Below are 20,480 nucleotides of genomic sequence, written 5' to 3'. Positions count from 1 at the left end.
GTCGTGGCCGGATTCGGCTCGGGCGAGCTGGTGGCGCTGCGCGCCGCCAACGGCAACGATCTCTGGAACGAGGCGCTCAGCCGCGCCAGCCGCACCAGCGCGCTCTCCGAGATCCGCGACATCCCCGGCCGCCCGGCGATCTACCAGGGCGACGTCTTCGCCGTGAGCCATTCGGGCGTCTTCGCAGCGACCGACCTGCGGACCGGCCAGGCCCGCTGGAGCCTGCCGGTGGTGGGCGTCACGGCCCCGTGGCCGGCCGGCGACGTGGTCTACGTGACCGCCAAGACCGGCGAGGTGATCTGCGCCAGCCGCGAGACCGGCCAGATCTACTGGATCCGCGCCCTGAACGAGGGCTTCAAGTCCAAGCGGAAGGGCGGCGTCTTCGGCATCGGCGGCCAGAAGAGCACCCGTCCGATCTGGTCGGGCCCGATGCTCGCCGGCGAGCGCCTGCTGGTCGTCGGTCAGACCGGCGAACTGGTGGCGCTGAACGCCAAGACCGGCGAGATCGCGAAGCGTCTGGAACTGAAGGGCGCCTCGACCATCACGCCGATCGCTATGGGCGACACGATCTATGTGGTCACGCAGGAGGCGGACCTGATCGCGATCCGCTGATCGCTCAGGTACAACGGCCGCCATGGCGCTGAAACTCGCGATCGTCGGCCGCCCGAATGTGGGCAAGTCCACGCTGTTCAACCGGCTGGCGGGCAAGAAGCTCGCCATCGTCGACGACCAGCCGGGAGTGACCCGCGACCGCCGCTTCGGTACGGGCCGCCTGGGCGACCTGGACCTCGAGCTGATCGACACGGCGGGCTTCGAGGACGTCACCGACGAGAGCCTCGAAGCGCGCATGCGCGCCCAGACCGAGCTGGCCGTCGACGAAGCCGACGTGGCGCTGTTCATCGTCGACGCGCGCGAGGGCGTCACGCCGGGCGACGAGATTTTCGCAGAGGTGCTGCGGCGCAAGGGCAAGCCGGTGGTCCTGGCCGCCAACAAGAGCGAGAGCAAGGCGTCGGAAGCCGGCGTCCTCGAGGCGTTCGGCCTCGGTTTCGGCGAGCCGATCCCGATCTCGGCCGAGCACGGCGAAGGCATGGCCGACCTCTTCGCCGCCGTGGCAGCGCTTGCGCCCGACGAAGACGACGATGCGGACGACGGCGCCGGCAAGCCGATCAACATCGCCATCGTCGGCCGCCCGAACGCCGGCAAGTCGACGCTGGTCAACGCCCTGATCGGCGAGGACCGCCTGCTGACCGGGCCGGAAGCCGGCATCACCCGGGACGCCATCCCCGTGGATTGGGACTGGGACGGCCGCGCTATCCGCCTCGTCGACACCGCTGGCCTGCGCAAGAAGGCGCGGGTCCAGGAACGCCTGGAGAAGCTCTCCACCGGTGACTCCATCCGCGCGATCACCTTCGCTGAGGTCGTGATCCTGGTGATGGACGCGACGCATCCCTTCGAGATCCAGGACCTGCAGATCGCCGACCTGGTCGAGCGCGAGGGCCGCGCACTGGTGTTCGTCCTGGCCAAGTGGGACCTGATCGAGGAGCCGCAGGCGCGGCTGGCCGAATTGAACGAGGAAGTCGGACGCCTCCTTCCCCAGGTGCGGGGCTCGCCGATGGTGGCCCTGTCGGCGGAGACCGGCCGCGGCCTGGAGCGGCTGATGCCCGCGGTCCTCAAGGCCCACGGCGACTGGTCGACCAAGGTGAAGACCCGCGACCTCAACGACTGGCTGCAGATGGCGATCAGCCGCCATCCGCCGCCCGCGGTCAACGGCCGGCGCGTGAAGCCGAAGTACATGGCCCAGACGAAGGCCCGGCCGCCGACGTTCGTGATGTTCGCCAGCCGCGCCGACCAGCTTCCGGACCATTACCGGCGCTATCTGATCAACAGCCTGCGCGAGAGCTTCGACCTCCCCGGTGTGCCGGTGCGTCTGACCGTGCGGTCGAACAAGAACCCCTACGCCGAAGACGAGGCCAAGGGCGGGCCCGGTCCGTCCAAGACCGCGCCGACCTCCGCCAAGTCGGGCCTCGTCGCCAGGCGCCGCAAGGAGGCCGCCGAGAAGGCGCGCGAGGGCGGGGCAGGCAAGCCGCCCAAGCCGAAGACCAAGAAGGCGAAGACCGGGGCCGGCGGCCGTGCGGCCAAGCTCAACCGGCCGGGCGTCAAGCCGAAGCGGGCGTCGCGGACCGCGTCTTCCACGCCGCGAAAGAAACGCTAGCGGTCGGCAGGCCGAGGTCGGCCTGCGCCAGCTCCACGATTAGCGGACCGATCTCGCCGGGGTCGGGCAGCGCCGCCGGGTCCTCGCCCGGATAGGCGTCGGCGCGCATCCGCGTCCGCATCGCGCCCGGGTCGAGCAGGACGGCGCGGATGTGGGTGTTCTCCAGTTCGTCGGCCCAGGTGCGGACGATGTTTTCGAGCCCCGCCTTGGTGGCGCCGTGGCCGCCCCAGAACGCCCTGGGGTGCGACGCGTGGCTGGACGTCAGGAAGATCGCCCGTGGCGCGGCGGCGGCCCGCAGCAGCGGCTCGCACGAACGGATCAGCCGCACCGGCGCGGTGAGGTTGACGGCGACGAGGCGGTCCCAGTGCTTGGGCTCCAGGTGCGAGACCGGCGTGAGCGACCCGAGGAGCGCCGCGGCATGCACCAGGACATCCAGCCGCCCGAACCGTTCGTGAAGCGCGAGGCCCAACTGGTCCAGGCCGTCGACCTGGCCGATGTCCATCGGGACGAGGGTGGCGGACTGTCCGGTCGCAGCGCGGATTTCGTCGTCGAGCGATTCCAGCGCGCCCTGCGTCTGCGCGACCGCGACGACATGCGCGCCGGCCTTGGCGAGGGCGAGGGCGGAGGCGCGGCCGATGCCGCGGCTGGCGCCCACGACGAGGGCGATACGATCGGCGAGGGGCGTCGAGGACACGGGCAATTCCGACATGAGGCCGCGTCTCTAGACGCTTTCGGCCCCGGTGTCAGGCCGCCGGGCGTAGCGCTGGGCGATCGCCGCGCAGGCCATGAGCTGGATCTGGTGGAAGATCATCAACGGGATCATCGCGACCCCCGCCGCCGCGGGCGTCAGCAAAGCTGCCGCGATCGGCGCGCCGCTGGCCAGCGACTTCTTCGAACCGCAGAAGACGATGGCGATCTCGTCCTCCTTGGAGAAGCCGAGAGCGCGCGCGGCCATCGCTGTGATCGCCAGGACGGCGGCCAGCAGAACGCAGCAGAGCATCAGCAACCGCACGAGGTCGAGCGCGCCCAGCCTGCTCCAGACGCCGCCCACCACGGCGCCCGAGAACGCGACGTAGACGATCAGCACGATCGTCCCGCGGTCGAGCAGGCCCAGCGTCTTGCCATGGCGCTGCACGAACGCGCCGATCCACGGGCGGGCGATCTGGCCGGCCACGAACGGCACGAACAGTTGCAGCACGATCGTCCAGAACGAGCCGGCGCCGATCGCGCCGTCGGCGTGGAGCAGCAGACTGGCCAGGGCCGGCGTCAGGAAGACGCCGATCATGTTGGACGCCGAAGCCGAGGCGACCGCCGCCGCGACGTTGCCGCGGGCGATGCCGACGAACGCGATCGAACTCTGGATCGTCGAGGGCAGGCAGCCCAGCAGGACGAGCCCCGCGGCGATCTCCGGCGGCGTGATCCAGGCGGGCAGGGCGGCCATCGCGACGGTGATCGCCGGGAACAGCACGAACGTCGCCGCGAGGATCGTCAGATGCAGGCGCCAGTGCGTCAGTCCCCTGACCACCGCTTCGCGCGACAGCCGCGCCCCATGCAGGAAGAAGACGATTGCGATCAGGACCTTGCTCGCCCAACCCAGGACGATCGCGGCCTCGCCGCGCGCCGGCAGGACGGACGCCAGCGCGGCCGCCGCCAGGATGAAGATCAGATACCAGTCGGGTTTCGGGCGCCAGCGCCTGCCGACCGGCCTGTCCGCCGTCACGCGTCGACCAGGAACGAGAGCTGGCGCTCCACGAGTTCGTTGCGGCCCTCGGCGATCTCCTTGTCGAGAAGCCGGGTCGGGTAGTCGCCGGTGAAGTAGTGGTCGGTGTACTGCGGGTGGGCGTCGTCGCGGACGGCGTCCATCGCCCAGTAGAGCCCCTCGACCGAGAGGTAGCCCATCGAGTCGACGCCCAGGATCCTGGCGATCTCCTCGACCGAGTGGTTGGCCGCCAGGAGCTTCTCTCGGTCGGGCATGTCGATGCCGTAGTAGTCGGGCCACATGATCGGCGGCGACGCTGAGCGCAGGTGGACTTCTTTGGCGCCCGCCTCGCGGACCATGCGGACCACGCGCACCGAATTGGTGCCGCGCACGATCGAATCGTCCACCAGCAGCACCTTCTTGCCCGCCAGCACCGCGCGGTTCGGGGCGAGCTTCATGCGCACACCCAGTTCGCGGGCGCCCTGGGTGGGCTGGATGAAAGTACGGCCTACATAGTGATTGCGGATAATGCCCATCTCGAAGGGCTTCTCCGCTTCCTGTGCGAAGCCGAGCGCGGCGGGGACGCCGGAATCCGGCACCGGCACGACCACGTCGATGTCGATGCCGGTCAGGCTCTCCTGCGCGAGCCTGCGCCCCATGCGCTTGCGGACCTCGTAGATCGAGCGGCCGTTCACGACGGAGTCGGGGCGGGCGAAATAGACGTACTCGAAGATACAGGGCCGGGCCTGCTGGGCGGGGAAGGGGCGGAAGCTGCGCAGGCCCTTGTCGTCGGCCACCACCATCTCGCCATGCTCGATGTCGCGGACGAAGGTCGCGCCGATCATGTCGAGCGCGCAGGTCTCGGAGGCGAACACCGCCCTGCCGTTCAGGTCGCCCAGCACCAGGGGCCGGATGCCCAGGGGATCGCGCACGCCGATCAGCTTCTTGTTCGTCATCGCGACCAGGGCGTAGCCGCCTTCGAGCTGCTGCATCGCCTCCGTGAACCGCTCGAGGAACTTGGGCCGCCGCGATCGGGCGATGAGGTGCAGGATCGCTTCGGAGTCCGACGTCGACTGGAAGATCGCGCCTTCCGAGACGAGTTGTTCGCGCAGGGTGAGAAAGTTGGTCAGGTTGCCGTTATGGGCGAGCGCGAGACCGCCGGCCTCCAGGTCGGCGAACATCGGCTGCACGTTGCGAAGGAAGCTGCCGCCGGCGGTGGAATAGCGGGTGTGCCCTATGGCGCCGCGGCCGGGCAGGCGCTTTTCGAGGTCGCCGCCGCCGAAGGCGTCGCCGACGTAGCCCATGTGCCGCTCGGTGTGGAACCGCTGCCCGTCGAAGCTGGCGATGCCGCAGGCCTCCTGTCCGCGATGCTGGAGCGCGTGCAGGCCCAGCGCGGTGATCCCGGAGGCTTCGGCGGTGTCGTGGACGCCGAATACGCCGCACTCGAGCCGGGGAGAATCGTCGTCCGGATCGCGCGCCGGAGGGGACCAACGCTCGTGCGCATGGGTCATCGGGATCGCTCCGGACGGTCGGGGGCTGCGGGTTCGCGGGCCTCGTACCCGTCTGTCGATGAATTGTCACCAGAGACCGCGCGGTCGAACGCCGGTTTCAGGCGTCCCGCGACGTCCAGGCCCTTGGGCGCCAGCTCGTCCAGCAACCGGCCCATGCTCGCGGCGAGCGGCCAGCTCTGGGCGCCGGTGATCCACTTCGGGCGCAGGTCCTCGGGCGTGGCGGCGTTGAACATCAGGAAGAGCGCGCCCAGGACGATGAGGCCGCGGCCCAGCCCGATCAGCAGGCCCAGGGAGCGGTCGAGGAAGCCCAGCATCTGGGTCTTCTGGACGTTGCGCGCCAGCCCCGCGCCAATCAGCCGCAGCGCCACGAAGGCGACGCCGAACACCAGGACCAGCGTGGCGATGGTTCCGAGCCAGTCCGGCTGGACCATCTTGCGGACCATCGGCCCGAAGGCCGGCAGGCCGAAGACGGCCAGCCCGGCCGCGACGACCAGCGCCATCAGCGCGAACACCTCGCGCACGGCGCCGCGCGCGAACCCGATGGCGGCCGAGATGCCCAGCAGGGCGAGGACGAGGAAGTCGAACTGCGTCACGACCTGTCCCACGCTCCGTCGTGGACGCGCTGGATGGCGTCCGCCAGGCGGCTCGCCCCGGTCACCTGCAGGGCTGAACTCTCAGGGTCCGCCGGACCGAAGGCGCGGCGGAAGCCCAGCTTGGCCGCCTCCTTTAGGCGCGAGTCCATGCGGCTCACCGGCCGGACTTCGCCCGAGAGGCTGATCTCGCCGAACACCACGCAGTCCTGCGGCAGCGCCACGTCGAAGGCCGACGAGGCCAGGGCGGCGGCGGCGGCGAGGTCGGCCGCGGGCTCCGAGATGCGCAGGCCGCCGGCCACGTTCAGGTAGACGTCCCGATCGCCGAAGGAGAGCCCGCAGCGCGCCTCCAGCACCGCCAGGATCATCGCCAGGCGCCCCGAATCCCAGCCGACCACCGCGCGCCGGGGCGTGCCGTAGGCCGAGGGCGCCACCAGCGCCTGGATTTCGACCAGCACCGGCCGTGAGCCCTCGATTCCCGCGAAGACCGCGGCGCCGGCGGCCCGCTCGCCGGACGTGTCGAGAAAGAGGGCCGAGGGATTCTTCACCTCGGCGAGGCCCGCGTCGCCCATCTCGAAGACGCCGATCTCGTCGGTCGCCCCGAAGCGGTTCTTGGCGCCGCGCAGGATGCGGAACGGATAGCCGCGCTCGCCCTCGAAGGCGAAGACGGCGTCGACCATGTGCTCGACCACCCGCGGCCCGGCGATCGCGCCCTCCTTGGTGACGTGGCCGACCAGGATGACCGCCAGCCCGCGCTTCTTGGCCAGGCGCACCAGTTCGCCCGCGGCGGCGCGCACCTGGGTCACCGAGCCGGGCCCGGCCTCGTGGGCGTCGCTCCACAGGGTCTGGATCGAGTCGATCACCACCAGGTCGAACGGGTCGGCCTTCAACCCGTCGACGATGGCGCGCAGCGCGGTCTCGGCCGCCAGTTTCACCGGCGCGTCAGCGAGACCCATACGCTGGGCGCGGCTGCGGACCTGCTCGATCGCCTCTTCGCCCGAGATGTAGGCGCACCGCGCGCCGCGCCGCGCGGCGCTGGCCGCCACCTGGAGCAGGAGCGTGGACTTGCCCACCCCGGGGTCGCCGCCGACCAGGATCGCTGACCCGGGCACCACGCCGCCGCCGCAGACGCGGTCCCATTCTTCGACGCCGGTGACGATCCGCGGCGGCGCGGGCGTCGCGGCGTCGAGCCCCTCGAACGCCAGACCCGCCCTGCGCGTCGGCTTCGTCAGCTTGAGCGCGCCGGGCGGCCGGCTGGTCAGTTCCTCGACGAGGGTGTTCCAGGCGCCGCACGCCGGGCACTGGCCCGTCCAGCGCGTCTGTACGGCGCCGCAGGACTGACAGGCGTAGACGGCGCCGTCGCGGGCCATGGATCCTCCTGATTCGAATGCGGCCGACTTTAGCCGAGCCGGCGTTCGCGGTCTGTACCCGGCTTGTCGCGTGCGACGAGAGGTCTAGGGTCCGGAGCGCTATTGTTCGCGGAGGGTCTCGGCCATGAGCATGGTGGAACCTGGATCGGCCGGCTCGGGACTCATCGCGCGGGTCCGGCTGCTTCTGGCGCAGCCCAGCGCCGCGTGGGACGTCATCGACGGGGAGCCCGCGACGGTCGGGGGCCTCTACCGGAACTATGTCCTGCCGCTGGCGGCGATTCCCGCCGTCGCCGGCCTGGTCGGCCAGCTCGCGTTCGGCGTCCGCGCCGGCTTCGGCGGATTCGGCGTCGCGGCCAGGCCCGACCCCGTCTGGGCGGTCGCGGGCGCGGTCGCCTCGTTCGGCCTGGGGCTGCTGGGCGTCTACCTCATGGCGCTGGTGATCGACGGCTTCGCGCCGAACTTCGGTGCGGAGAAGAACCGCGTCCAGGCGATGAAGCTCGCCGCCTACGCCCCCACGGCGTCCTATGTCGCGGGCGCCCTGGGCCTCGTCGCGGGCTGGGGCCTCCTCGGCTTCCTGGTCGGCGTCACCGTGCTCGTGGCGTTCGTCTACAGCCTCTACACGCTCTACCAGGGCCTGCCGAAGCTGATGAAGAGCGATCCTGAGCGGACCGTCGGCTACTTCGTCGTCGTGCTCGTCGTGGCCTTCGTGCTGGGCCTGATGGTCTCGATCGCATACTCGGCGGTTTCGGGGGTCACGATGCGGCTCGCCGGTCCCCCGAAGGTGAGCGGCAAGGTCACGATCCCGGGACAGGGCGAGATCGACGTCGGCGAACTGCAGAAGCAGGCCGAGGCCGCCGCGCGCCGGATCGAGGCCGGCAAGGACGTGGCGGCCACCGACACCGACGCGCTGAAGAGCTACCTGCCCGCTTCGCTCGGCGGCTACGCGCGAGGAGAGGTCAGCGCCTCGTCCAGCGAGGCGGCGGGGATGAAGGGTTCGCAGGTCGAGGCTCGCTACGTGAAGGGCGTTTCGTCGATCCGGCTCCAGATCACCGACATCGGCGGCGCCGGCGCCCTCGCCGGCATGATGGGCGCCTTCAAGGTGCGCTCGTCCAAGGAGAGCGATACGGGCTACGAGACGTTCGAGAACCAAGGCGGCCGCATGACTCACGAGAGCTACGACCGTTCGTCGAAGCGCGGCGAGTACGGCGTGCTCGTGGGCGAGAGGTTCATGGTCGAGGCCAAGGGCGACGGCGCCAGCATGCCGGACCTGAAGGACGCGGTGAACGCGGTGGACCTGTCGCGGCTGGAGGCGCTGGCCAAGGCCGGGTAGCGGCGGGCGCGCGTTCGTTGTGCTAGGCATGGCGCGGGTCTGTCGTTGGAGGGCTGGCATGGCGCCGCGCGCGGCGGATTTCTTTTCGCGCGCCCTTGGCATGTTGTTCGCACCCGGCCGCACCTGGGACCGCATCGCAGGCGACCCTGCAGCGCCGGGTGCGCTGATGCGCGGCCATGTGGCGCCGCTGGCGATGATTCCGGCCGCCTGCAGCCTCGGTGGCGCGCTGACCTTCGGCTTCAACATCGCCGACGTCGACGTGCGCATGAGCGTCGGGGGCCTGCTGCTCGGCGCGGCCGTTGGCTACGCGGTGACGCTGGCGGGCGTATGGCTGGCCGCCGTGTTCGTGGATGTCACGGCCCCGGCCTTCGGCGGGACCCGCGGCCGGGTCGAAGCCATGAACCTGATCGGCTACGGCGCGACGGCAAGCTGGGTCGCAGGGGTCGCCGAGGTCTATCCCAGCCTCGCCATCCCGGTGGGCATCCTGGCCGGGCTCTACAGCGTCTATGCCGTGTGGCTGGGCCTGCCGAAACTGATGAGGATCCCCGACGATCAGCGGCTGACCGCGTTCGCCGCGGTGCTGGTGGCCATCCTTCTGCTGGCGGCGGGGAGGGCGACGCTCGTAGGGATGGCGCGCGAGCTCGGCGGTCCGCTCTCCGCGTCCTACGCGCCGAGGTAGACCCGCGCCGCCCGGGACGAGAGGCGCACCAGCACCTCGTGCGCGACGGTGCCCGCGGCCCTCGCCAGGTCGTCCAGCAGTGCATGGGGGCCGAGCAGTTCGACCACGTCGCCGACCGCGCCGCCCTCGGCCAGCTCGATGACGAGGATGTCCATGTTGACGGCCAGGAGACGGCGCGGCGCGCCGGCCGCCCAGGCGTAACCGTCGCCCATGGCCGCCCGGATCACGCCGTCGGCGTAGCCGGCCGCGACGACGGCCACGCGCATGGACCCGGGCGCTGTGAAGCTGGAGCCGTAGCCGAGACGGTCTCCGGCGCTCAGCAGGCGGATATCGACTATTGGAGCGGTGAGGGTGGCGACCGCCCTCAGCCGCCGGTCGGGCCGCTCTTCGGGCCCGCCGCCGAACAGGCCGATGCCGGCGCGGATCATGTCGCAGCGATAGTCGGGACCGAGGAAGGCGCCGGCGGAGGCGGCCAGGCTGGCGCGCGCGTTGGGGAACAGCCCGCGGACCTCCCTGAACCGCGCGAGCTGTTCGCGATTTCGCGCCTCGGCCGGATCGGTGGCCGAACCCAGGTGACTCATGATCAGGCCGACCTCGAGTCCGTCAGCGACGGCGCGCGCCTCGCCGAGGGTCAGGCCCTGGCGGTTCATGCCCGTATCGACCTGCAGCGCGACGGGCCGGCCGAGTCCGCGTGCGGCTTCAGCCTGCGCCGCCGTCGCGATCACCGGCGTCAGGCGGGCGTCGACCAGGCGCTGCGCCGGGCGCGCCGGCAGCCCGTCGAGCACGTAGATCGCCGCGTCCCGGTCGCCCAGTTCGCCGCGCAGGGACTCACCCTCCTCGATGCGCGCGACGAAGAAGCTACGCGTGCCCTCCGCATGCAGGCGCCTGGCGACGGGACCCGCGCCCAGCCCATAGCCATCCGCCTTCACCACGGCCGCCACCTCGGCGCCCGGGGTCGCGGCGGCGATCGCGGCCCGGTTGTGCGCCAGGGCGTCGAGGTCGATCGTCAGGCGGGCGCGCTCGGTCGGACTCATGCCCGCTTAGTGCGGGTCGTAGCGGCTCGAGTCACGGGCCAGATTGCCGAACTTGGTGGTGTCGGAGTGGAACGAGAGCCTCACGGTGCCGATGGGGCCGTGGCGCTGCTTGCCGATGATGATCTCGGCGAGGCCTTTCACCTGGTCCATCTGTTCCTGCCAGCGGAAGTGCTCCTCGGTGCCTTCCCGCGGCTCCAGGCGCGAGAGGTAGTACTCCTCGCGATAGACGAACATCACCATGTCGGCGTCCTGCTCGATCGAGCCCGACTCCCGCAGGTCGGACAACTGGGGCTTCTTGTCCTCGCGGTTCTCCACCTGGCGGCTGAGCTGCGAGAGCGCCAGCACCGGCACGCTGAGTTCCTTCGCGAGGGCCTTGAGGCCCTGGGTGATCATCGAGACCTCCTGCACCCGGTTGTCAGGGCCACCCGCGCCGGTCGTGACGAGCTGCAGATAGTCCACGACGATCAGGTCGAGGCCGACCATCCGCTTCAGTCGCCGGGCGCGCGCGGTCAGCTTGGCGAGCGTGATGCCGCCGGTGGCGTCGATGTAGAGCGGGGCTTCCTGGATCTCGAGGGCCGCGTCGCGGATGCGACCGAACTCCATCGCGTCGATCTCGCCCTTGCGCAGCCGGTCGCCCGACACGCCCGAGACCTCCGCGAGCAGGCGCATGGCCAACTGCTCGGACGACATTTCCAGCGAGAAGAACGCGACCACGCCGCCGGCCACGGTCTTCTTCGACCCGTCGGGTTGCGGCTCGTAGGCGTAGTTCTTGGCCACGTCGAAGGCGATGTTGCAGGCGAGGGACGTCTTGCCCATCGAAGGTCTGGCGGCGAGGATCATCAGGTCGGACGGATGCAGGCCGCCGATCTTCTGATCGAGGTCGATCAGGCCCGTGGACAGGCCCGCCAGCCCGCCGTCGCGGCTGTGGGCCTCGGCGGCCATGGCCAGGGCGCCCTGCAAGGCGTCGGAGAAATTGACGAAGCCCGACGAGACGCCGCCCGTCTCGGCCAACTGGTAGAGCTGCTGTTCGGCCGCCTCGATCTGGTCGCGGGCATCGAGTTCGGCGTCGCCGCGCTGGGCGGTCGTGGAGATGTCGCCACCGATGCGGATCAGGTCGCGGCGCAGGGCCAGGTCGTAGACGGTGCGAGCGTAGTCGGGTGCGTTGGCGGCCGGCGGCGCGCGGTCGACGAGGTCGGCCAGGTAGCGCACGCCGCCCAGTTCCTGGAAGGCCGGATCGGACGAGAACTGCTCGGCCAGGAGGATCGGATCGGCCAGCGCGCCTTTGCGGATCGACCCCTCGACCGCCGCGAACAGGCGCTGGTGGAAGGGTTCGTAGAAGTGGCGGTCCTGCAGGTTGTCGCCCAGGCGCTCGAACGCGGCGTTGTCGAACAGCAGCGCCCCCAGCAGCGCCTGTTCGGCCTCCAGATTGGAGGGCGCATGCGCGATCGCGACATCGTTGGACGCGGTCATGGTGGGGCGGAGATCGAGCGCCGGGACGAGGGCCATGCGGCTACCGATACCGAAGGCGGCGGGTGTGATCACCGCCGCGCCCGAAACATTTGCAGACCTGTCCACACACGATTTCCCACCTGTGGAAAAGCGCCGCCACGATGTTCAGGGAATGGAAGAGCGGCGCGGGAGAGGCTCCCGCGCCGCGGCGTCAGAATCGGTCGCAGGTCTCTGCCCGGAGACGCCTGCGCGCCGGTCGGCGAAGCCGCCGTCGAAGGCGAAGGGCGGCGCGTGACCTGTCGGCGTCAGCCGCGAAGCGCCGCGTTCCACGCAGGAAAACGGCCCGGAAGTCGCCTTCCGGGCCGCAATCTTCCGTCGGGATTCGACGCTTTGGCTAGGCGTCCGCCGAAGCGAACTCCTGCGCGAGCTGACCCGCGCCGCCTTCGAGCAGGTCGGCGGCGGCCTCTTCGGCGGCCACGCGCTCTTCCTCGAACTGCGAGCTGATCACGTTCTCGCCGCGCGCCTGGCGTTCGGCTTCGTCCTGGCTGCGCGCGATGTTCAGGGTGACGGTGACCGTCACTTCCGAGTGCAGGCGCACCTTCACCTCGTGCAGGCCGAGCGTCTTGATCGGCTTGTCGAGCACGACCATCGAACGCTCGATCTTGCCGCCCTCGGCGTTGATCGCGTCGGCCACGTCGCGACCGGCGACCGAGCCGTAGAGCTGGCCGGATTCGCCGGCCTGGCGGATCATCACGTAGGACGTGCCGTCGAGCTTCTCACCGGCCTTGCCGGCCGCTTCCTTGGCCTTCGCGTTGCGGGCCTCGATCTCGGCGCGCTGGGCTTCGAAGACCTTGAGGTTGCCGGCGTTGGCGCGCAGCGCCTTCTGGCGGGGCAGCAGGAAGTTGCGGGCGTAGCCGTCCTTGACGTTCACGACGTCGCCGAGCGTGCCCCAGCCTTCCAGCCGTTCGAGCAGAATGACTTTCATGTGCCTGGCTCCCTTACTTCACGACGTAGGGGAGCAGCGCCAGGAAGCGTGCGCGCTTGATGGCCTTGGCCAGTTCGCGTTGCTTCTTGGCCGACACCGCGGTGATGCGCGACGGCACGATCTTGCCGCGCTCGGAGACGTAGCGCTGGAGCAGCTTCACGTCCTTGTAGTCGATCTTCGGAGCGTTGGCGCCGGAGAACGGGCACACCTTGCGGCGGCGGAAGAACGGACGGCGCTGGCCACCCGTCGAAGCGCCGGCGGCGGGAGCCGCGGCCGGGGCCGTGGAGGTTTCGTCAGTCATGCGATGAGCCTCCCTTTCCTAGAATTGCGGGGCGTCGTCGCGGCGTTCGCGGTCGCGATCGCGGCGGGCGAGGATCGGCGAGAGCTCCAGGTCGAGCTCTTCGACGCGCACGGTCATGTAGCGCAGCACATCTTCGTTGATCGAAAGCTGGCGTTCCATTTCCTTGACGATGTCGGCCGGAGCGTCGATCGCCAGCAGGGAATAGTGACCCTTGCGGTTCTTCTTGATCCGGTAGGTGAGGTTGCGCAGGCCCCAGTACTCGATCTTGGCGACGTTGCCGCCGCCTTCCTCGATGAGGTGCTTCAACTGATCGTTGAGGGCTTCGGCCTGCTGCGGCGAGATATCCTGCCGCGAAATGACGACGTGCTCGTAGAGCGCCATGGTTTCCTTCTTCCGTTGTGGAAGGCGGCGCGGTCGGCGGCGGAAGCCCGCCGGCCACGATGGATCCTTAGTCGCGAACGATTTCGCGAGGACCGCCATCCGTGAAGAGGCGCGCAGATAAGGGAAAACCCTCGCGCGGGCAAGGGTTTTCGATGCCGGCGGTGCGTCGGGAAGCGGGCTACTTCTTCCTGACGTTGTAGGCCTTCACCGCGCCCAGAGTCTCGGTGACGTGTTCGGAGGGGTCCAGCTTCGAGTAGGCGTGCAGGATCGTTCCGTTCGGCGCGATCACATACGACGTCCGATCCGACCAGTCCGGCTTCACGGTCAGCACCGAGTCGTACGACTTGGCGATCCTGGCGCCCGGGTCGGCGGCCACGGCGAACTTGCCGCCGCAGTGTTCGGTGTCCTTGGAGAACTGGGCCAGGCGGTCGACGGCGCCGGCGGTGACCCCGATCACGGTGGCCTTCTGCGCCTTGAACTGATCGGCGGCCTCCGAGAACAGGTGCGCCTCGAGGTTGCAGCCCTTCGTATAGGCCGACGGGAAGAAGTAGAGCACGACCGGGCCCTTCTTCAGCGCCTCGGCCAGCGACAGTTGCACGGGGTCGCCGGCAAGGTAGCCCGGCGCGGTGAAATTCGGCGCCTTGTCGCCCGGCTTCAGGGCGGCGGCGGCGGGCGAGGCGAGCACCGCGGCGACGGCGGCGGCGAGGACGATGCGCTTCATGGTTTCGGAGTTCCCTGGGGCCCGCAGCCTCGTTCGAGGCGCGACAGTTGAATACCTCGGTTCCCGCCGATGCAAGGGTCAGTTGTAGTCGACGGTGACCGTCAGCGTACCTGAGTACGAGCCGACGGGGGTGGTTGGAGCAAGCGTGAAGCTGCCGCCCACCGTGAAGCTGAAGCTGCCGGCGTTGCCGAGCCCCGAATTCAGGCTGGGCGAGGTGGCTCCGCTCTTGGTGATCGACACCGGCAGCGTCGCAGGGCCGGTCAGGCTGATCGTGGCGGGCACCGACAGCGAGATCTGCTGGCCGCCTTCTCCGGTGATCGTGAAGGCGGCGCGCGTCGGGGCCGGCGTGGCGAAGGCGACCGCATTGCCGTTGCCGGTGATGGTGCGGTTGCCGTTGTTGGCGTTCAGCGTGACGGTCGAGGCGCCGCTGGTCGGGCGCTGGATGCGGCCGAACGAGAGGTCCGCGGTCTTGGAGACGGCGAGCGCGCGGAAGGCCTTGATCCGCCCCTTGTCGGTATCGCCCACGACCATCAGGCCATTGGCGTCGACGACGTAGACGAAGAAGGCGTTCTCGCCGTTGCCGGACGCCAGGCCGGAATCGTCGCCGGCCACGGGGAAGTCGGCCCCGACGAAGAAGTTCTTCTGGCTGTTGTCGCCCAACGGCGCGAGTTCGAAGATCGTCGGGACGGCGCCGGTGGGCGGGGTCACGATGGTGGCGGTCCCGCTCGCCGCGTAGAAGGCCGAGAAGGCCCGCGCGCGGCCGGTCAGAGAGCCGATCCGGCCCATCTGGATGCGCACGTTCCGGGTCGTGCAGTCGGTGTCGGCCGACCGCGAGGGCTTGCAGGTGATATTGACCTGGACCCGCGCGCTCGCGGTCGAAATGCGCCGTCCGCCGCCCGAAACCACACTGACCGAACCGCTGACGGGATCGACGCGGAACACCGTGTCGCCGCTGGAGGCAGCACCCACGGAGCCCAGGTCCATCGCGCCGGTGACGTTCAGGGTGAAGGTGGCGGCGCGCCCCGCCGCCGGCGCGGCCAGCGCCAGGAGCGCGATGAGGACGAGGCGGCGCATGCCGTCCGATAGCAGACGGCCCGCTCGAAGTCGGCGCACCGAAGGTTGCGTCGTCATCCGCCGCCTCCCGCCTTGGCCACCGCCGTGTCCGGCGGCGCGGGGTCGAAGCGCACCTGCACGGCGACGTCCGGCGCGTATTCGCCGTCGCCCGCGATCTTCACCGCCGGCTCGGTGGTCAGCCGCATCCGCAGCTTCTCGGCCTGGCGCGGATCGAGGCGCAGCCGCCAGGCGCCCACAGGCACGGCGTCGAAGATCGCCGAACCGTCGAACTCGCTGACCGCGTCGACGACCTGGCCGTCGTCCTTGACGAGTTGCAGCCGGACCGATGCGAGGCCGACGCGGGCGCCGTCGTCGCGTAGCAGTTCCACCTTCACCGCCACGCCGCCCGTGGGCCGCAGCGGATAGTCCACGCGCGTCACGCCGCCCGGCCGAGGACGCAGCCGCACTTTCGATGGCGGCGCCGCCACCGAGGGGTTGTCGATTCGGTCGAGGCTGACGTCCACGCTGCTGCTGGGACCGCCGCCGAGGCCCGTCAGGAACACCCGCCCGTCGGGCCCGGTCAGCACGCCGCGCTGGCCGCCGGCGTCCAGGGCCACGTTCGGGGCAGGGGCCTCGTTCGCCTGCCGTACGCCGTCGCCGTTCTCGTCGATGAAGGCGTTGAACAGGACCGAGCCGCCAGTGCCCGGCCCGGTGCGCATGAGGTCGTAGCGGCGACGGGCAGGATCGTAACCCAGGCCGAAGTTCCATTGCGCCGCCAGCCGCCAGTCGTCGTCCATGTTGTCGTACTCGCCGGTGAGCGCGAAGTCGCCGTAGCGGGTGGCGAGGATCGAGGACAGCACCACGTTCCAGCGGTCGAGGTCGTCCAGAGGCTGCCCCAGCCCGAAGCGGACCGACCAGGTGTCCGACAGCTTGCGATCCACCGTGAGCGCCAGGAAACGCGCCTTGAAGTTGGGCAGCACGTCGTAGTCGAGGCTTGTGCGGATCTGCCACGTGTAGCCGCGGAAGGTCGTGGCGGTGATGTAGCCGCGCAGGATCTCCGTGGCCGGCGTCGGGCGATAGACTTGGCGCTGGTACTCGAGGCCCGCGGAGAGCAGCACCTGGCCGACGCTCGACGAGGCGCGCGCCGCGGCCAGGAAGTCGTACGACCCGCCGGCGTATTCGTTGCGCAGGGCCCGCATCGAGACCGGCACGATGCGGCCCCTCAGGTTCAGGCTGGAGTCGACGGTGATTTCCGTGCGCCTGCGCATCTCGAACTGCGAGTTGAAGCCCAGGTTGTTCTCATCGATGAAGCCGTCGCGGTACTCGGCATGGCGCAGCACGCCCGAGAGGGGCCCCCACATGCCCGCCGCGCCGAGCGAGGCGGCCTGGCCGCCGTTGTCGTCGACGCCGACGTCGAACTGGGTCGCCATTCCCAAGATCGAACCGCGCAGGCCCAGCGTATAGATCGACACCGCGTCGCCGTTCGGGCGCGGCGTCCGCGCGAGGCCGGCCGACATGGTGGCCAGGCTGCTGATGCCGTAGTTCACCGAGACGACGGTGCGCACGCCGCCGCTCGCGAAGACGGCTGTGTCGCCGAGCAGCGGCCGGCCGACCCGGCGCGGCTGGAACACCGGGTGCTCCTGCTCGACGATGCCGAACTGCACCTGCGCCTCGCCCGGCCGCAGCAGCCCCGCGCCGACATTGACGACCTGCACCTCCTCCTGCCGCTCGCCGCGGGGGCCGTAGGTGACCACGCGCAGGACGTTCAGGCCGGGCGACAGCGGCACGTCCAGGAACTCGAAGCGGCCGTTGATCGCCTGGTTTGTGCTGCTGCGCAGCACGTCGTTGACATAGAGCTCGACGTCGAACCCGGGCGGCAGGTCCCCGCGCAGGTCGATACGGTTGAAGACGCTGGTCTGTTCGAGCGGCGCCGTCGAGAACGAGAACCCGCGGCCGGACACGCTGCGCGGCCCGATCGAGAGCGACGGCGTGTAGGTGTCGCCGAGACTGACCTCACGCGCGTGCAGCGGCCCCAGCATGGAGCCCTCGATCGAGCGCCGTTGCAGCAGGACCCGCGCGTTGGTGGCGCGGCCTTCCTCGTCCGAGCCGAGATAGCCCTGGAAGTTGCTCCAGAGCAGGTCGCCGGCCAGGCGCAGGTCGTAGCGGAACGACCGGTTCGGGTCGCCGGCGCTCACGCCGGTGTCGAGGATCGCATCGACGCCGGGCGGGCTGAACAGTGCGTAGGGCTCGCTGACGCGCAGCGAATCCTGCTCGACGCCGGTCTGCGATCCATCGGGCCGGTTGGCGAGCCGTTCCAGGCGCGCCTGCACAGGGAACTTCTCGCGCGCATGCAGGCGCAGCGCGAGTTCGTCGTCCGCGACCTCGATCTCGAGACCCAGCAGCCTGCGCAACTGTGAGACGCGCAGGTAGATCTCGGTCGGCGTTACGGCGGCGTCGCCGGCCGAGATCGGCGTCTCGCGCCCCGCTGAGCGCGCGACACCGGCCGAGAGATCGACCAGCAGGGAACTGCGCGCCTGGCCCAGCCGGCCGACGATGCGGCGTTCCGGGGGCAGCACGTCGATGTCCGCCTCGAGCAGGCGCGCCAGTTCGCCGACGGGCACGAGCGGGTCGGCGGGGTCGCCATAGGCCCCCAGCCCTTCCGACAGGGTCAGGTTGTCGAGCGACACGGAGAACAGCAGCAGAGTCGCCGGGTCGAGCGCCGGGGCATCCGCGGCGGGCGGGGCAGGGGGCTCAGCCGCCTCGGCCGGCGCGCCCCGCATCAGCGTCAGGACGGCGGTCGCAGCGAGCGCCGGCCATCTAGAGCGCGGCTTTCGCAAGGACCTTCCCCGGTGACGTGTCGTCGTCCGTGAAGGTCACCTCCAGCGACTCCCCGGGGGCAGGAGCGCGGCTGAGCGGAATCCGCACCGCTCTGCGGGCGACCTCGGGATAGACGGCGACCCCCCGCGCGAGCCCCAGCGGCTCGGCGTCCTTCTTCGCGCCGGCGACGCGGACTTCGAAGTTGCCGTAGACCGAACTGGCGCCGCCGCGCACGAGGTCCAGGGCGACCACCGCGGTCCGGCGCGGTGCGGCGCGGCCGTCGGGCGACACGTCCGGGAACTCGAGGCGTGCGCCCTGCAGCGTGGCGCTGACGTCCGGCTCGGCCGGTCGCACGATCACCGGGATCGAGATGCCGTACACGGCGGTGATCTGAAAGCTCAGTTCGTTGCGGGCCGGGTTGGCGGCCTGCTCGGGCGTGGCCCCGGTGTCCCTCGGCGGCAGGGTGGTGATCGTCAGGTGGCTGCGGCGCTCGCCGCCGGCGGCGTCGGGCAGGCTCGCCAGGCGGATGCGCACCGTCTGCGGCCGGTTCGGCAGCAGGGTCACGCGCCGGGGCGATAGCTGCAGCAGGTCCCTCGCGGACTTCACCTGGGCGGCGACGGCCTTCGCGTCGTCGCGCTGAACCGCCTCGTCGAGCGCGAAGATCTGGCCGTCGGGCAGCATCACCCGGTCGATCAGTGCGATGTCGACGGTGATCGGTTCGCGCCCCTGATTCACCAGGAAGACCGTGCCGATCCGGCGGCCCCTGTCGAAGGTGATCCGCTTCGGCGTGATGTTGATGAACGCGCCGCCGGTGGTCACCACGGGCGCTGGCGCGGGGTCCGCCGGCTGCGCGAGCGCCGGAACGCCCGCCGAGGCGAGCGCGAACGCGAGGATCAGGGCGGCGCGCATCAGTTGTACTGCACCATCACGACCAGCGTTCCGGACGATCCGGGCGCCTGGCTGCCCGTCGATGCAAGGATGAGGCCGCCGCGCGCGACCCCGATGCTGGCGGCCGTCCCGGCGCGCACTTCACCGCCCACCAGGGCGTGATCGCCGCCGATCCGCGTGTCGGTCAGGCCCGTGCGAACCAGTACGGCGGGCTGGTCGCGGATGGTGGTGACGTCGAAGGCGCCGGGCGCCGTCGCAGGCTCGCCGGTTTCGTCCTCCCGCTGGATCATCAGTCGGGCGTTCGCGGGCATCATCATGCCCAGGGCCATCGAAGGCATGGCGCCGCTGAAGACGGCGCCGTCGGCAGCGCCCCGGACGCTGGGCATGGCGGTCGCCCACTGCATCCGGATCGCCATCGGCTCGACGATCACCGTCTGGGCTCCGGCCTGGGCCTGCAAACCGGCCGCCGCCGCCGGCGCCGCCGCGAGGGCGGCCACGATGCCGACGATGGGAACTGCGCGAGTCATGGCCCAAACCTAGACACCGACGCCAGGACGGAAAGTCCCGGCGGTGTCGCAGGGGATCAGTTGAACGTCACCGTCAGCACGAGGGTGCCGTTGTACGTGGCCGGCGCCGTATTGGCGTCGATGGAGAAGTGGCCGCCGATGTAGAGGTCCTGCTGCCCCGGCGTCGCGCCGCCGTTGGGGATGGTCCCGACCGACCCGAACGACGCGACCGGCGTCTCGGACGCAGGGCTGATGAGGTTCGTGCCCGCGGTGGGGAAGCTCAGGACGTTGCCGCCGATCGTGTAGGTGGACCCAGGATTGCCAATCAGCCGGAAGGTCGCGGCGCGGGCCTGGCCCGACACCGGGACCGAGCCGTTGCCGCCGCTGACGGTCGGCGTTGCGCTGGCCGAGGCGTCGGACGCCACGGTGACGAGGGTCGTGCCCGTGGTCGGCTTGGCGATCGTACCGAACGCCAGGTCGCGCGTCGCGCTGAGCTGCGTCGGGGCCACGATCGTGGCGCTGGCGTTGGCGGTGGCGTCGGCGGCCTGGGCTGCGACGGCGGTGAGCGTGGCGGCGCCGAACGCGGCGAACGCAAGACGAAGCTTCATACGTTACCCCCGGTGACTTTCCCGATCGGATGGCGACCTGCGCCGAGACTTGCTCGGCCCGTGTTCGCCGAATATTCCCCTGACAGGCGAAAGAAAAAAGTCTCGGATGCTCAGGGTTGCAACCGCGGCTTTTACCTTCTGCTAACCACGGTCGGTTGTGAAACCGCGGTTGGCGACTGTCAAGCTGGCGCTCCTGGCCGGCGAGGTCTCACAACTTCCGATGCTTGTTCATGTCGGCGGCAAGGTGATTGGCGCGGGCGCGCCGGTCGAATGCTGCATCCGTTGCCGCCATTTTCAGGTTCTGAGCAGGCATTGCTGAGCGCCACACCCTCGCCCGCAAGGTGTG

Annotated in this window: 20 protein-coding genes; 4 read left to right on the top strand and 16 right to left on the bottom strand. The window is 70.3% G+C overall.

Annotated elements, in window-relative coordinates:
* Together JNL41_RS03605 and der are read left to right on the top strand one after the other, a co-directional pair.
* Positions 1-612: PQQ-like beta-propeller repeat protein (locus JNL41_RS03605; protein WP_293472905.1), on the top strand; the 612-nt coding region annotated here is incomplete at its 5' end.
* A gap of 22 nt (positions 613-634) precedes the next feature.
* Entirely contained in the window at positions 635-2,212 is a 1,578-nt protein-coding gene (gene der / locus JNL41_RS03600; protein ID WP_293472904.1) for a ribosome biogenesis GTPase Der, read from the top strand.
* Here the strand turns inward: der and JNL41_RS03595 are convergent.
* From JNL41_RS03595 to radA, 5 genes are read right to left on the bottom strand one after another with little or no spacing between them, the layout of a single operon-like run.
* Entirely contained in the window at positions 2,157-2,921 is a 765-nt protein-coding gene (locus JNL41_RS03595) for an SDR family NAD(P)-dependent oxidoreductase (RefSeq protein WP_293472903.1), read from the bottom strand. The genes der and JNL41_RS03595 overlap by 56 nt on opposite strands.
* Positions 2,922-2,933: 12 nt before the next feature.
* Entirely contained in the window at positions 2,934-3,932 is a 999-nt protein-coding gene (locus JNL41_RS03590; protein WP_293472902.1) for a bile acid:sodium symporter family protein, read from the bottom strand.
* Positions 3,929-5,422, bottom strand: a complete 1,494-nt coding sequence (gene purF / locus JNL41_RS03585) for an amidophosphoribosyltransferase (RefSeq protein WP_293472901.1) — start codon at positions 5,420-5,422, stop codon at positions 3,929-3,931. The genes JNL41_RS03590 and purF overlap by 4 nt, the downstream gene beginning before the upstream one ends.
* A complete protein-coding gene (locus JNL41_RS03580) occupies positions 5,419-6,015 on the bottom strand; it encodes a CvpA family protein (RefSeq protein WP_293472900.1) in 597 nt (198 codons plus the stop codon). The genes purF and JNL41_RS03580 overlap by 4 nt, the downstream gene beginning before the upstream one ends.
* The gene (radA, locus tag JNL41_RS03575; RefSeq protein ID WP_293472899.1) at positions 6,012-7,382 is read right to left on the bottom strand and encodes a DNA repair protein RadA; all 1,371 of its coding nucleotides are present in this window, start codon (positions 7,380-7,382) and stop codon (positions 6,012-6,014) included. Before radA ends, JNL41_RS03580 begins: the two co-directional genes overlap by 4 nt.
* Before the next feature lie 124 nt (positions 7,383-7,506).
* Between radA and JNL41_RS03570 the strand changes: the two genes are divergently transcribed.
* Both JNL41_RS03570 and JNL41_RS03565 read left to right on the top strand, forming a co-directional pair.
* A complete protein-coding gene (locus JNL41_RS03570) occupies positions 7,507-8,712 on the top strand; it encodes a Yip1 family protein (protein ID WP_293472898.1) in 1,206 nt (401 codons plus the stop codon).
* 58 nt (positions 8,713-8,770) lie between these two features.
* Complete coding sequence (locus tag JNL41_RS03565) at positions 8,771-9,391, top strand: Yip1 family protein (protein WP_293472897.1); 621 nt, start codon at positions 8,771-8,773, stop codon at positions 9,389-9,391.
* Here JNL41_RS03565 and alr read toward each other — a convergent pair.
* The 11 genes from alr to JNL41_RS03510 form a co-directional block, all read right to left on the bottom strand.
* A complete protein-coding gene (alr, locus tag JNL41_RS03560) occupies positions 9,376-10,425 on the bottom strand; it encodes an alanine racemase (protein ID WP_293472896.1) in 1,050 nt (349 codons plus the stop codon). The two genes, JNL41_RS03565 and alr, sit on opposite strands and share 16 nt — an antisense overlap.
* A gap of 6 nt (positions 10,426-10,431) precedes the next feature.
* Complete coding sequence (locus JNL41_RS03555) at positions 10,432-11,931, bottom strand: replicative DNA helicase (protein ID WP_293472906.1); 1,500 nt, start codon at positions 11,929-11,931, stop codon at positions 10,432-10,434.
* Between the two features lie 337 nt (positions 11,932-12,268).
* Entirely contained in the window at positions 12,269-12,859 is a 591-nt protein-coding gene (gene rplI, locus JNL41_RS03550) for a 50S ribosomal protein L9 (RefSeq protein WP_293472895.1), read from the bottom strand.
* 13 nt (positions 12,860-12,872) lie between these two features.
* A complete protein-coding gene (gene rpsR / locus JNL41_RS03545) occupies positions 12,873-13,160 on the bottom strand; it encodes a 30S ribosomal protein S18 (protein ID WP_293472894.1) in 288 nt (95 codons plus the stop codon).
* A gap of 18 nt (positions 13,161-13,178) precedes the next feature.
* Positions 13,179-13,541, bottom strand: coding sequence for a 30S ribosomal protein S6 (gene rpsF, locus JNL41_RS03540; RefSeq protein WP_293472893.1), 363 nt, complete (start codon positions 13,539-13,541; stop codon positions 13,179-13,181).
* Between the two features lie 178 nt (positions 13,542-13,719).
* On the bottom strand, positions 13,720-14,262 hold the full coding sequence (locus JNL41_RS03535) for a peroxiredoxin (RefSeq protein ID WP_293472892.1): 543 nt from the start codon (positions 14,260-14,262) through the stop codon (positions 13,720-13,722).
* Positions 14,263-14,340: 78 nt separating this feature from the next.
* Entirely contained in the window at positions 14,341-15,393 is a 1,053-nt protein-coding gene (locus tag JNL41_RS03530) for a DUF4402 domain-containing protein (RefSeq protein ID WP_293472891.1), read from the bottom strand.
* The gene (locus JNL41_RS03525; protein WP_293472890.1) at positions 15,390-18,152 is read right to left on the bottom strand and encodes a hypothetical protein; all 2,763 of its coding nucleotides are present in this window, start codon (positions 18,150-18,152) and stop codon (positions 15,390-15,392) included. The genes JNL41_RS03530 and JNL41_RS03525 overlap by 4 nt, the downstream gene beginning before the upstream one ends.
* Entirely contained in the window at positions 18,133-19,041 is a 909-nt protein-coding gene (locus tag JNL41_RS03520) for a hypothetical protein (protein ID WP_293472889.1), read from the bottom strand. The genes JNL41_RS03525 and JNL41_RS03520 overlap by 20 nt, the downstream gene beginning before the upstream one ends.
* Positions 19,041-19,547 (bottom strand): hypothetical protein, encoded by a 507-nt coding sequence (locus tag JNL41_RS03515; protein WP_293472888.1) that lies wholly within the window; start codon positions 19,545-19,547, stop codon positions 19,041-19,043. Before JNL41_RS03515 ends, JNL41_RS03520 begins: the two co-directional genes overlap by 1 nt.
* A 56-nt stretch (positions 19,548-19,603) precedes the next feature.
* Positions 19,604-20,134 carry a DUF4402 domain-containing protein gene (locus JNL41_RS03510; RefSeq protein WP_293472887.1) on the bottom strand — a complete coding sequence of 177 codons (531 nt, stop codon included), beginning with the start codon at positions 20,132-20,134 and terminating at the stop codon, positions 19,604-19,606.
* Between the last annotated feature and the right edge of the window lie 346 nt (positions 20,135-20,480).

The sequence above is a fragment of the Phenylobacterium sp. genome, assembly GCF_016793285.1.
GTDB lineage: Bacteria > Pseudomonadota > Alphaproteobacteria > Caulobacterales > Caulobacteraceae > Phenylobacterium.
This window is presented reverse-complemented; position numbering and strand designations above follow the sequence as displayed.